We start from the raw sequence: 13433 nt of genomic DNA, 5'->3' as shown, positions 1-13433 counted from the left end.
CCTATCTAATTCTAGATACTACTGTGTTTGGATCTTTTCCTTCAATGCTAGCTTTAACGGCTACTTTTCCACCTCTTTTTGGTAGAGTTTTGCCATCAGAAAGCTTGATTTCTGAAATTTCTTCTGTTTGTTTAGCTGTCATTTTCAAGACTTCATTGCCACTTCTGTCATAAACAGTTATTTCAAGGTTAGCTCCAATATCTGTCATAACATATATAGCATCATCACCGCTATAAGGTCTGTCTATACCAACCTTGATTAGTGGAAGTTTTTTTTGCTTCTTTGTGTTCTACATTAGCCTTGTTGCCGAACTTGTCAATAGCTATAACAGTGAAGGTCTTTTCCTGACCCTGTTGAACAGCTACATTATCATTTAAGGACTTTGTAACGTCTGAATTATCTTCAGCTTTTGGTGTGCTATCATAGTAACCCTTATCTTTATAGCCATCAACATATATTCTTAGGATACCAGCTTGGTCTTCAGCCTTAGCTGAAACTTTTACAAAGTAGCCTAGTGGGTCTGGATTAGCTAATACTTGTTTTCCATTGCCCATATCAGCAAATGTTGGTGCTACTTTATCAATCTTAATAGGTGTGTCTGAATAAGATGGATTCTTGCCAGTTTCTATTGTTTCGATATAGTAGTCTGCATTTGGATCGAATTTATCACTTGGTAAATCTGTTATATCAAATACTGGTGTTCCATCTTCTTTTGTAGTTTGTGTTAAACCTTCAACTTCTGTATAATTTCCATCTTCATTTTTCTTAACAAGCTTATAAGTTGCATTTTCTGGAAGGTCTTTTCCTTCTTCTGCAGGTGTAATTTCTATATATTGCTTGTCCTTGGCTTCATCATAAGTTTGCTTTGGATTTGTTACTTGTGATTTTACTGGTCCATAGAAAGCATATACGGTCATTTCAGATAGGATTGGAGAATTTTCTGTAAACTTATATGTTTTTGTTATGTTTTTAGCTTGTGCTTCTGTCTTCAATTCTTCCAATTTGTTGTATTCGTCAACGCTTGTAACTTTCTTTGTTGTCCAGCCATAGAATTCTTTGTTTTCCATCTTTGGATTTTCTGTCTTAAGTTCTACTTGACTTTCTTTACCAGGGAATTCTCTTAGCCAAAGTTGTGACTTAGTAATGTCGATGCCCTTGTTTGTATAGAATTTAGCAATATAATTATCGAAAGAATCGATATCTTGTTTCGCCTCAGCTATAGCTGCATTTCTTATTGTTCTAGGCGTACCTATAGTGTTATCCAATGCCTCTGCTTCTACAAGTCTATTTTGTAGCTGTTCTTTGTATCTATCAAAGGCAACCTGATATATTTCTGTTCCAAGTGGCTGGTCGGTGTGAGATGCCATCACTTGATTCCCAGCACCATCATCAACCATTCTTCTGTTGGCACCTTCAAAGGCATTGGCCTTATAGGATGGATTTAATGTTGCTGTTGGGAAGTTATCCTTATCAACTACATATCTATAGTTTTCATTTAGCGGAGCAATTTTAACAATGGGATCTTTTGCCTTTTCCGCATTTGGGTCTTCTCCCAAGTAGCCTCCATTTAAGTCAAACTTCACTTTGGCTTGTACTTGCTCGATAACTGGTGGAAGTTTTTCAATAGCATTGATGGAGTAGTCTTCTGTTGAAAAGGCTAGTGGCGCATCTTTTACCATTTTATACTTCTTATTTAAAATCCCTGTTGTAGCTCCCAAAGGATCGCTTGGGTTAACTGCTGTTTGTGTTGAAAATTCATAGCCGTTATATATCTTTTTATTTACAATTACAGCCCGTGATCTTTTTTTATCAATTACAGACTCTGTATCGTCTCCACTTCCTACATCTTTGTAGGTGTCATTTGCGTCTGATAGGTAAGCTTGGTTTAATACAGACTTTTTCGTCTTCCGATACGCCCCTTGCTCTAACAATTGCATTACCAATCTTTGTGTGTCCATAGAGAATTGTATCTGTTGTAAAGATTTCTGGAATGGAGGCTTCATTTTGGGTTTTTTCAATGTTCGGGCTTTTTAAGTTGCCAGCGAAACGAACATATTGCATGTCTCCACATTTGTCAGGATCTTTTGTTATTGTAAAGAAGTCTCCTGCATCTCCTAAGGCTTGCTCATCTTTACTTGTGTAAAATCTAACTTCTTGTATATTGTTTTTTAAGCCTTGCATGTAGATTTTTATTGGTGTCCCTTCTTTTAAAGTCATGTCATAAGGAATTGTCCACCAGTATGAAGTAGAGTCTTTCCAATATAGAGAGGTGCCAAGAGCATCATTTGGGGCTGATTGGAAAACTACATTATGCGGTCTTTCTCCAACTTCCATTACCATCTTTCGATTGCCCGCAAAAGAGCCAAGGCCAAATTCTTTTGTTCCAACATCTAGAACTAGTTTTTGTCCCTTTTGAAGGGTTCTATCTTTATCAACTTTTCCAGAGAAAGTTTCTCTAGCTTCTCCCTTCTTTGTTTGTGTAGTAAATGTTGTATAAAAAGTCATATCTAGAAGGTCTGTATCGCTAATAAGACTTTCAAACTTTTCAGGTTTTACATAAAACCTAACAATGGTTCCAACACCTCTACCACCTGAAGCAAGTGCAGAGTTTAAAAGCGTCTCCAATGCATTTCCTTTGCTTTGCATTTTGATGTTATTTTCATAGGCTGTCTTTTGATAGTCAGTACCCACCACTTGAATATATTGAAGACCATCTTGCCCTTGATTAATTTGATTTCTTAGAACAGGAATGCGCCTTTCTGGGACTGGATTATCATACGAACCACCATCATAAGGTTTTTCATTGGCTCCTACAATGAATACATCAGCAATTTTCGCACTTCCATCTTCTGGGACTCCTTCTTCGGCACTTCCTGCCAAAACGTTAAAGAATTTATCTTCAATCACTGTTCTAAGTCCTAAAACGGGTTTATGTTGTAAAGGCTTATTGGCGTTTTTATTGTGTCTAATTGTTAAGTCTACATAACCCTTATTCTTGTTATAGGTTAGAAAAGCAGTCTGTGTTAAAATCCATGGATCTATGTTATCATCTTCACATTCTGGTATCAAACCAGCCCTATAGTCTCTTCTAGGTATAATAGTAGAAGAAGTATAAGTTGAGTAACCATCTAAGTGGGCACATGGGTTCATACGAACTTTTTCATAATACTTATCTACTATTCTTGATTGTATTACTGGCTCTTTACTTTGTACAAGGGCTTCAACACTCGTTGGAAGACCTAGCTGTTGTAATTGGTCTGGAGATTTTAATACAAAATGCATAGGCGCTTCTATAGCTTGCTTTTTAAACATAGCATCATTTAAAGCCACACTATATACATTGTCCGATCCGGCATTTTCTCTTGGTTCTGAGGTAAATTTTATAATGTCCCCATTAAAATGCTGTGGATTTGTAGATTCTTTATTTTTAGCTGGATCTTTCCATGCTCCTGTTTTAGCATTATCCCAGTCAATCATTTGTGCTAAGGTTTTATCAAATTTTAGAAGCAACCTTTGCCATACTGCGTTTGCACTTGATTGTGTTTTATAAAGAATTGTAATGACTTGTCTATCTCCTAAATTAAATGTACCTCCATACTCAATGTTGGGGTTTTTAATTGAGTCAGCATTGGCAGCTTCTACAAGTCTATTATTTGCTGTCAATGGCCAGTGATCAGCCTCTGCTTCTTCGTCGCTTACTTCCCAGTCTGGAGTGGCTACTGCTCTAGTCCCTGTTGAAGGTTCTTCCGCAAATACGTTTAGTGGCAAGCTAGTTAAAATCATTATTAGTGCCAAAAAAAGTGATAAGAATCTGCGAAGTGACTGTTCTTTGTTTTTTTGCATTTTTTTCCTCCTTGTTTAAATTGTTTGTAAATTTTATTTTTGAAAATACATTTTCAAAAAAAAGATTAAAATTTAAATTAAGCCCTAATTAATTAAAATAATCTGCTTAATTTAAATATTTTTCTATCCGAATATTATCCCCTCCTAACTATATTATTTTTAGGTGTTTGCAATTTAGCATTTGCTATATATAATATCTGGCTTTATGTGTATTAATTTAATGCACAATTTGGTCAGCTATTAACTAGTTTTTTAAAATCTATTAAATCTATAGATTTTGTAAGGTGATTAATTTTTCAATTTTTTATTGACTAATAATACATGAACTTATAAAAAATCCATTAAAATATGATTCACTTCTTCTTATATATTTCTACCCATATTATACTACATTTTACTAATTTTAGCGATTTTTTTAGAGGTAAAATGTAAAATTCAGTTGATTTATTTAATTTTTATTATTTTTTTAAATTTAGAAGTTTCTATATGTGTTTTCTTTATATTTTATTATAGATTTATAAATTTATTAAGATGTTTTTTAAAGTTTTATTTATGAATTTTATGCGAGTTCATATATTTTTTTATAATTCTAGGCTTAAAATATTTTTCTTAAAAGAATTAAATTTAATTTTTTTGAAAAATTTTCTTTTCTCTTTTTTTATAATTTTTTTATATTTTTAAAAAGAGAATTGCTAGGCAAAATAGCATTTTTATTTTTAATAATATTAATTTTTTTATTGAGTTTGAAAGTTGGTATTATTTATCTTTTATAAATTTTATTTTATATCTTAATATATTTATTATTCCCTTTTTCTATATAAATATTAAAGCAAGTTGAAGGTAATTTTTATTCTTCAACTTGCTTTTACTCTATCCATATTTTTGCTCTTTTCTTCATCCAAGAAATTACATCAAAGTTATAGGCCTTATTTATATTTTCTTCTTTAAAAATTTGACTTGCTTTCCCCTCTGCTACAATTTTCCCTTTTTGCAAAAGGAGTATGTTATCTGAGAAGAGTTTAGCAAGTGTTAGGTCGTGAACTATACTTATAACTGCCCTGTCCCCTTTTTTAACCCAAGAGTCTATTAAACTAAATATTTTTTCTTGAATGGATATATCAAGATGGTTTGTAACTTCGTCTAGTATCAAGATTTTAGGATCTTGGGCTAAGACCTGAGCCAAGAAAACTTTTTGTAGTTCTCCGCCTGAAAGAAAGTTTGCAGATCTTGTTCTTATATTTTCTATCTCCATTGTCTCTATTGCCGAGTCTATCATTTTTTTGTCTAATTCACTTTGTGTATCTAGTATACCCTTTCTATATGGATATCTACCGAAAGAAACTATTTCTTCTACTGTAAATGGATACTCAATATAATTTGTTTGCATTAGGTAGCCAATAGCTTTGGCTCTTTCTGTTGCTTTCATGTACTGTAGATCTTTATTTTCAAAATATATTTTACCTTTATATTTAATATTTTGCGTGATTGCCTTAGCTAAGCTTGACTTACCTGCTCCGTTGTGCCCTATAACCATTAGTTTTGTATTTTTTTTAAGTTCAAAATTTATATCATCTAATATTTTCTTTTCTCCAATTTCAAGGGATACATTTTCTAATCTAAGCATGACTTTTCCTCTTTTTGTAAAATATATATATGAAAATAAAGGAACCGACAAAGGATGTGATGATACCTATTGGTATTTCAGCTGGTCTAAGTATGGTTCTAGATAAAAGATCTGCATAGAGTAAAAAAATACCACCAAAGATACTTGAAAATATAAATAGTTTTTTGTGGCTTGGTCCGGTTATTTTTCTAACTATGTGAGGTGAGATTAAGCCTACAAAGCCTATCGTTCCAGAAAAAGCTACACTTGTACCAACTAAAAATGATACTGCCAATATGATTATTTTTTTGCTCTTTTTTACATCTACTCCTATGTTGCTAGCAAATGATTCGCTTATAGATAGGGCGTCAAGTTCCTTGCTTTTGGATATAAGTATGATTGAAAATATTAAAAGTACTAAAAATAAAACTAATGCTCCTTCATAACTTGAAGCTTGTAGAGATCCCATCGACCAAAATGTTATGGACTCTATTTTTCTTGTATTAAATGTTATGATAAGACTTGTTATTGCAGATACAAACATTGAATAGATAACTCCAAGTAGGATTATTGTGGTTGTTGAAAATCCACTATCTATTTGTCTTGCTAGAGTAAAGATTATAATTATAGATATTAATGCAAATATTATGGCAAATACTACTGTTGGTCTAAATATTCCTATTGGAAAGCTAAGATTAAAGGCAATTGCTAAATAAGCTCCGAGCGAAGCTCCTGAGCTTATTCCCAAGGTTGACCCATCTGCTAGGGGGTTTCTTAAAAGCCCCTGCATAGACGCTCCGCTTATTGCAAGCGATGCTCCAACTAAGAAACTTGAGAGTATTCGAGGTAGTCTTATTTTTAAGATAATGGTTTCATTAGCAGAAAGAGGGGCTGGATGCCCCTCAAATATTCTTTTAAATCCTTTTATTAAAATTTCGACAACTTCTTTAAAAGGGAGTGTTACACTTCCTATAGATATACATATTATCATGCTTATAAATAGTAAAAGCAATATAGGAATGTAGATTTTGGATTGATTTTTACTAGTAAACATTCTACTTTACAAAATCTGATAAAAGTTTAAATCCTTCTTTTAATCTTGGTGAAGGTCTAGATAATTCATTGTTTTGTAAATTTAATATTTTTTTGTTTTTAACTGCACTTATTTCTTCCCAGCCAGTTCTTTTCATTATCTCTTCTTCAGGTTTGTCTCCACTTCCTGAGTACATAGTAATTGTCATTATATAATCTGGATTTCTTTTGATAACTTCTTCTTCAGAGATTTCTTTCCATCCTTCTACATCGTCAAATATATTTTTTAATCCTAACATATCTGCTGCTTCTTGCATAAATGTTCCTTTTCCAGCTGACCATAGTCCATATTCTAAAGGAGATACTTCAAAATATATGCTCTTGCCTTTATTGGCTTCTTTATCTTTTGCTATTTCGTCAAATACGTATTTCATAGACCCAATTAAATCTTTAGCTTCTTTGTTTTTGTCTAATATTTTTCCGATAAGATCAATTTCTTCATATACTCCATTTAGATCTTTGGCGTTAAATGTAACTACACTTATACCTGCATCTTTAATTGTTTTAAACTGTTCGGCAGTTTGAGCCATATCGGAAACAAAGATTACATCTGGATTTAGTTTAATAATTTCTTCTGCGTTTAACTCGTCTCCTGTTTGAAGTTTTGGCTTTTCTAGTATTTCTTCTGGATAGTCTACATATTGACCTATTGCAACTATATCTTTTGCTCCTTTAAGTTCATTTACTATTTCTGCACTATCAGGATTAAGTACAACTATTTTTTCTGGTTTTTGAGAAAATGAGATTTCATTTCCTAGCATATCCTTTATGTTTAGAGGGTATACTGTATTCTCAGTTTCTAAAGATTTGCAATTTTCATCGGTCTTGTTTTCAGTTTCTTGTTTTGTTTCATTATTATTATTGTTTTTGTCACAAGCTGTAAAAGAAAATGCAAGGGCAAAAGCTAAAAATAATGATAATATTCTTTTTTTCATGTCTTCCTCCTTGAAAAATAAAAAATCCTTCTCAAAACCGAGAAAGACATCATAAATTTATCTATCCCGGTAAAAAACGCTATTAGGTATCCCGACTTAGCTTCATCCTCATAACGCCTTCCCACCTTAAAGATAGTGGCCATATTATTTGTCAGCAATCACGGTTACCGGATTAGTTCAAGATTTGCACTTGATTCCCTAATGCTTAAAAGCATACTATAATTAGCACAACGTTTTTTATTTACTATTTTTTTATTTTCGCATTATATTTTAGCACTTAATTTTAAAAAAATCAATTTTGACATTGGTATTAATTTAGTTCAATTTTTATTTTTATGAATAAGATTTTTATTTTATTTTTTAAAGTAAACTTTTTAGTTGTTATATGAAATGTTTTAAAAATTAAAGCCAAAAATCTTTAGTTAAGATTTTTGGCTTTATTTTAAAATTTATTAAATTGTTTTTGAAGAATTATTTTGTACCAAAAAGCCTATCTCCAGCATCTCCAAGGCCTGGCATTATATAACCATGTTCATTGAGTTTTTTATCTAGGCCTGCTACAAATATATCTACATCTGGGTGGTTTCTTTGAACAAGTTCTATGCCTTCTGGTGCAGCTATTATATTTACAAGTTTTATCGACTTGCAGCCTTTTTCTTTTAGGAAAGTTATGGCAGCTGAAGATGATCCTCCTGTTGCAAGCATTGGATCTAATACGTAGATTTCTCTTTCGCTTATATCTACAGGAAGTTTACAATAATATTCAACTGGCTTTAAGGTTTCTGGATCCCTATATAGTCCTATATGGCCAACTTTTGCTGCTGGTAGAACTTCTAGTATTCCATCTACCATTCCTAGTCCTGCTCTTAAGATTGGGACAAGGGCTTGTTTTTTGCCAGCTATTTCGTATCCTGTTGTCTTTTCTATTGGAGTTTCGATTTCTATTTCTCTAACTGGTAAGTCTCTAGTTACTTCAAATGCCATCATTGTTGAAATTTCATTTACAAGTTCTCTAAAGTCTTTTGATCCTGTTTCTATTTTTCTTAATATTGTTAGTTTGTGTTTTATAAGTGGATGTTCAAATACTGTAACTTTTGACATTTTTATCTCCTATTTTCTTCTTCTATTTTTTCTATTTTATCTAGTCTTCTTTGGTGCCTATCTCCTTCAAAGCTTGCTCCCATATAGGCATCTATTATGTCTTTTGCGACTTCTGGTCCTATGGTTCTACCACCAAAACAAATAAAATTGGCGTTGTTGTGTCTTTTGGTTGCTTTTGCGGAAAAAGCATCTGATAAAAGTGCAGCCCTTATTCCATTAAACTTGTTTAAGGCAATAGATATTCCTATTCCAGTTCCGCAAATTCCTATCCCAAAATCATAACCGCCATTTAGATATTCTTTGGCTAATTTTTCTGCATAATCTGGGTAGTCTACAGACTCAGATGAATCTGTTCCAAGATTTACTACTTCTATTTCCCTAGCCTTTAGATAGTCAATTATGATTTTTTTTAATTCATATCCACCATGATCTGATCCTATAACAACTTTCATTTTTAGCCCCCAATCATTTTTTCTAGTCAATTTATTATAACATATTTTTCTCTACTGACTTTTTTAATATTTAATATTATTTTAATTATTTGCTAGATTTTATAGTTTTTTTACTTGATAATTTTACCTGCTGCTGATTTTTTCATCCTATTCATTATAGAAAATCCAAGATTCTCTTCTTTGATTCCCTCTGCTAAAATTATATCAACATTGTACCTATCGAAGTCTCTAAGAGAGGAGAAAAGTTTTCTGGAATTTTCTTCTGTATCTTTGATACTTCCTAAGGACTTTACATATGGGGTGTCAAATTCTCTAAGGTATTCGTTAAATGTAAGGATTCCAACTTTTTTGCCTTGATTTTTATAGGATTCAAGGTCTTTTTTCATCTTATCAATTCTATTTTCTAGATTGTAGTCGTAGATATACATTTCAGCCTTTGGAGCGTAGTGCTTGTATTTTTGCCCTGGGGATTTTGGAACTTGATTTTTATCTTTTAGGCTTAGGTCCAATAAAACTTTTTCATAATATTTTAAAAAGTCATCTTCTGTATAGAAACCAGGTCTTAAGATTGTAGGAAATTCTCCTGTAAAATCTACAACAGTAGATTCTATTCCTACTCTTGAAATACCTCCATCAACAATCATTTCTACCCTTCCATCTAAGTCCATAAGTACATCTTTAGGGTTGGTTGGGGAAGGTCTGCCTGAAAGATTGGCTGAAGGTGCAGCTAGTGGCCCTGAAAGTGAAATTATTTTTCTAGTGATCTCATTATCTGGCATTCTTATAGCGACTGTATCCCCACCTGCTGTAACTATGTCTGGAACTGTACTTTTTCTTTTAAGAACTGCCGTAAGTGGTCCTGGCCAAAATTCTTTTGCAATTTGTTCAAATTTTTCTGGAATATCTTCCGCTAGGTCGTATATATCGCTAAAGTCTGCTATATGAACTATAAGAGGATTATCAAGCGGCCTATTTTTTACTTCAAAGATTTTCCTTATGGCATTCTCATTGTTATATAAGGCTGCAAGACCGTAAACCGTTTCAGTTGGAATAACAACAAGTCCACCTCTTTTGAGAATTTCTGCTGGCCAGCTTATTTGTTTAAGGTCATTTATAGAATTTATTTTTAAAAGTTCTGTCTTATATTTTGTCTTTTCCTCGTCATAGTATGAATATGTTGGGTCCATGTGGATAACAAGTTCAATGTGCAGTTTTTTCATAACTTCTTTTTCTACTCTATCTATTTCGTCATGGATTGTGAGGATGCTAAGATCGTATGGAGTTTCAGCGTGAATTGATGCTAGGATCTTACCTCTACCATAATCGTGTACATTGAGGTCATGATAATTTTTTATATAGGTGGAATTTAAAACTATATCAGTTATTTTTCCTTTTATATCGTCTGAAACTTCTTCTCCTGTAAGGATGCTAATTGTATCTTTTGCAAAGTCCAAACCAGTTTTAAAAACTAGGACTGAGATAACGAGTCCTGCAAGTGCATCTAGGTTAAAATCTATAAATTGGTTTAAAAAACCACATAAGAGGATTGCAGATGTAGCTACAACATCGTTTAAACTATCTTTTGCAACTCCATCGTTTAATACAGAGTCGAATCTTTTATATAGGTCGTGGTTATATTTATACATTTCAAGTTTTAAAAGTATAGAAAAAACTAATATAGAGATGGAAAGTAGTCCAAATTCAGCTTTTGAAGGGTTTCTAATTTCTTCATAGGCATTTTTAAAAAGTGAATAACCAACATACATTATAACCATTGAGACTAAAAAAGATGCTATATATTCATATCTTCCATGTCCAAAAGGATGCTCTTTATCTGCTGGACGTCTTGAAAAAGTCGAACCAAATATGGCTAATAAAGATGTTAGAGTATCGGACAAGTTATTGAAGGCATCTGAAAAGATTGAAACTGATCCAATAATTAAGCCTGCTGTTAATTTTATAATAAATAAAATTAGATTTAAGGCAAGACCTATAATGCCTGAAAGGGTTATATACTTTAGCTGGATATTGGGGTTATTTGTGTTTTTATAATCTTTTATAAAAATTTTAGCGAAAAAGTTAACCATTAAAATCTCCTATTTAACTTATGATTTATTTCTTAAATTTAAATTTATGTATTTTAAAGAGGGCTCGGAAATAAAAGTTTTATTGCCTAAGTAAAATATAAAGGGTAAAGTAAATAATAATTAGCTGAGGTGGTAACTTTTAGAAGTCACCACCCTCTTCTCTTAGTTTAAAGATTTTGCCAATATAAGTTATAGAAAAGCTAATAATTAATCAATTTTAGATAATTTTTTAGCTTGATCTTCTGCAATTAGGGCATCTATCATCTCTTGAATATCTCCATCTAAGAAGGAATCTAATTGATAGATTGTAAGCCCTATTCTATGATCTGTTATTCTTCCTTGAGGAAAGTTATATGTCCTAATTCTTTCAGACCTATCTCCTGTACCTACTTGACTTCTTCTATCTTCTGAAATTTCTTTGTTTTGCTCTTCAAGCATCATATCATAAAGTTTTGTCTTTAGAATTTTCATTGCCTTGTCTTTGTTCTTAAGCTGAGATTTTTCGTCCTGACAAGTTACTACAATTCCTGTTGGAAGGTGGGTGATTCTAACGGCAGAGTCTGTTGTATTTACCGATTGACCACCGTTTCCGCTTGATCTATATACATCAATTTTAAGATCTTTTTGTTCTATATGAACGTCAACATCATCTGCTTCTGGAAGAACTGCTACTGTTGCAGTTGAAGTATGAATTCTTCCTTGAGATTCTGTTTGTGGGACTCTTTGAACTCTATGAACTCCAGATTCATATTTAAGGTTTGAATAGGCACCGCTTCCTTTTATCATAAAAATTGCTTCTTTTATGCCGCCTGCTCCCTGGTCATTCATCGTCATAACTTCAGACCTCCAGCCCTTAGAGTCTGCATACATTGAATACATTCTAAAAAGATCTTTTGCAAAAAGACCGGCTTCGTCTCCTCCTGCTCCAGCTCTTATTTCGACAATTACGTTCTTTTCATCGTTAGGGTCTTTAGGAAGGAGCAGTATTTTTATTTCTTCTTCTTGCTTTTCTATATTTTTTTCTTTTTCAGCTATGTCCTCTTTTAGAAGTTCTCTCATTTCTTCTTCGTCTGTTGTTCCTAAAAGTTCTTTATCTTCATTTAATATTTCTATATTTTTAGAGTAACTTCTAGCAACCTTAACTATATCTTCAAGGTCTGCGTGTTCCTTGCAAAGTTTTTGAAACTTATCCATATCTTTCATAGTTTCAGGATCTGAAATTAACTTTTCAAGCTCCTCATACCTATCTTCTATTATTTTTAATTTATCTAACATTTTCATCTCTCCTAAACTTTAGACTAATTAATTTATATAAAATATAACCAAATCCACCTACTAAAATTACAAAAATTGGCGATATGCCATATAATGAAACAATAAGTGTTACAATTAGCATAATTAAGTAGGAAGGAATTTTAAATTTACTTCTTTTTGTGATTGAAATGATGGCTGATAAAAGTAAGCTTACAACACAGGCCCTTATTCCCATAAATATTGAATCAACTATTTTTAGTGATCTTATTGATGTAAAAACTGTAGCTACCAGCAGCATTATTAGAAATGATGGTAGGATTGTTCCAAGTGCAGAAAATATTGCTCCAGGAAGGGATGCTAGCTTGTAGCCTAAGTAAATACTTGTATTAACTGCAAGAGGTCCAGGGGATGATTGAGCAAGTGCGATAACATCTAAAAACTCATCATTTTCAAGCCATTTATTTTTAGTAACTACTTCTCTTTCTATGACTGGTATCATTGCGATTCCGCCCCCAAAGGTAAAGGCACCTACTAAAAAAAACGATGTAAACAATTTAATAGGATTTATTTTTTTATTACCATCCATAGATAATTCCTCCTAAACCGGCAGCTATAATTATTACAAAAATTGGGTGAATCTTTTTAAAATGGACTAGGACAAATGAAAGAGCAAATATTATAAAGGTCTTTATATCTACAATGCTCGATGGTAGCACCATGAGTATGGCTGATACTATTAATCCTGCTATAACTGGTCTTAGACCCGTAAAAAACCAGTCCATGTATTTTGATCCTTTTAGTTTTGAAACTAAAAGATAAATTATAGTCATTATAATGAAAGATGGCAGAATAACAGCTAGAGTTGATACTACCGCTCCAAGAGGTCCATTTACCTGAAAACCAATATATGTTGCAAGATTAATAGCGATCGGACCTGGAGTCATCTGAGATACAGCGATCATATCTATAAACTCACTATTAGTAAGCCAGCTATTTATTTGAACTACTTCAGTTTTTATCATGGGTATCATTGCATAGCCACCACCAAAACTGAATAGCCCTATTT

The 13433-nt window shown here is 32.5% G+C and carries 12 protein-coding genes and 1 riboswitch; all 12 genes read right to left on the bottom strand.

The annotated features are described in order from the left end of the window. Nucleotide 1 precedes the first annotated feature (1 nt). A complete protein-coding gene (locus tag VLK81_RS05110) occupies nucleotides 2-208 on the bottom strand; it encodes a hypothetical protein (RefSeq protein WP_324619592.1) in 207 nt (68 codons plus the stop codon). 22 nt (nucleotides 209-230) lie between these two features. After that, nucleotides 231-1937 (bottom strand): hypothetical protein, encoded by a 1707-nt coding sequence (locus VLK81_RS05105; RefSeq protein ID WP_324619591.1) that lies wholly within the window; start codon nucleotides 1935-1937, stop codon nucleotides 231-233. Further along, nucleotides 1858-3843, bottom strand: coding sequence for a hypothetical protein (locus VLK81_RS05100; RefSeq protein ID WP_324619590.1), 1986 nt, complete (start codon nucleotides 3841-3843; stop codon nucleotides 1858-1860). Before VLK81_RS05100 ends, VLK81_RS05105 begins: the two co-directional genes overlap by 80 nt. A gap of 865 nt (nucleotides 3844-4708) precedes the next feature. Continuing rightward, the gene (locus tag VLK81_RS05095) at nucleotides 4709-5467 is read right to left on the bottom strand and encodes an ABC transporter ATP-binding protein (protein WP_324619589.1); all 759 of its coding nucleotides are present in this window, start codon (nucleotides 5465-5467) and stop codon (nucleotides 4709-4711) included. Further along, nucleotides 5460-6500, bottom strand: coding sequence for a FecCD family ABC transporter permease (locus VLK81_RS05090; RefSeq protein WP_324619588.1), 1041 nt, complete (start codon nucleotides 6498-6500; stop codon nucleotides 5460-5462). The genes VLK81_RS05095 and VLK81_RS05090 overlap by 8 nt, the downstream gene beginning before the upstream one ends. 1 nt (nucleotide 6501) lies before the next feature. Beyond that, nucleotides 6502-7473, bottom strand: a complete 972-nt coding sequence (locus tag VLK81_RS05085; RefSeq protein ID WP_324619587.1) for an ABC transporter substrate-binding protein — start codon at nucleotides 7471-7473, stop codon at nucleotides 6502-6504. Between the two features lie 64 nt (nucleotides 7474-7537). Beyond that, nucleotides 7538-7720, bottom strand: a riboswitch (cobalamin riboswitch). A gap of 224 nt (nucleotides 7721-7944) precedes the next feature. Continuing rightward, on the bottom strand, nucleotides 7945-8574 hold the full coding sequence (gene upp / locus VLK81_RS05080) for a uracil phosphoribosyltransferase (protein WP_324619586.1): 630 nt from the start codon (nucleotides 8572-8574) through the stop codon (nucleotides 7945-7947). Between the two features lie 2 nt (nucleotides 8575-8576). Further along, a complete protein-coding gene (rpiB, locus tag VLK81_RS05075; RefSeq protein WP_324619585.1) occupies nucleotides 8577-9026 on the bottom strand; it encodes a ribose 5-phosphate isomerase B in 450 nt (149 codons plus the stop codon). A 110-nt stretch (nucleotides 9027-9136) separates the two neighbouring features. After that, nucleotides 9137-11113 (bottom strand): L-threonylcarbamoyladenylate synthase, encoded by a 1977-nt coding sequence (locus tag VLK81_RS05070; RefSeq protein WP_324619584.1) that lies wholly within the window; start codon nucleotides 11111-11113, stop codon nucleotides 9137-9139. A gap of 207 nt (nucleotides 11114-11320) precedes the next feature. Next, complete coding sequence (gene prfA, locus VLK81_RS05065; protein WP_324619583.1) at nucleotides 11321-12388, bottom strand: peptide chain release factor 1; 1068 nt, start codon at nucleotides 12386-12388, stop codon at nucleotides 11321-11323. Beyond that, the gene (locus tag VLK81_RS05060) at nucleotides 12378-12953 is read right to left on the bottom strand and encodes a chromate transporter (RefSeq protein WP_324619582.1); all 576 of its coding nucleotides are present in this window, start codon (nucleotides 12951-12953) and stop codon (nucleotides 12378-12380) included. Before VLK81_RS05060 ends, prfA begins: the two co-directional genes overlap by 11 nt. Continuing rightward, nucleotides 12943-13398, bottom strand: coding sequence for a chromate transporter (locus VLK81_RS05055; protein WP_324619581.1), 456 nt, complete (start codon nucleotides 13396-13398; stop codon nucleotides 12943-12945). Before VLK81_RS05055 ends, VLK81_RS05060 begins: the two co-directional genes overlap by 11 nt. Nucleotides 13399-13433: the final 35 nt, after the last annotated feature.

It is taken from the genome of Citroniella saccharovorans (genome assembly GCF_035481615.1).
GTDB lineage: Bacteria > Bacillota > Clostridia > Tissierellales > Peptoniphilaceae > Citroniella > Citroniella saccharovorans.
The sequence above is the reverse complement of the archived record's forward strand: the minus strand, read 5'-3'. Positions and strand labels throughout refer to the sequence as shown.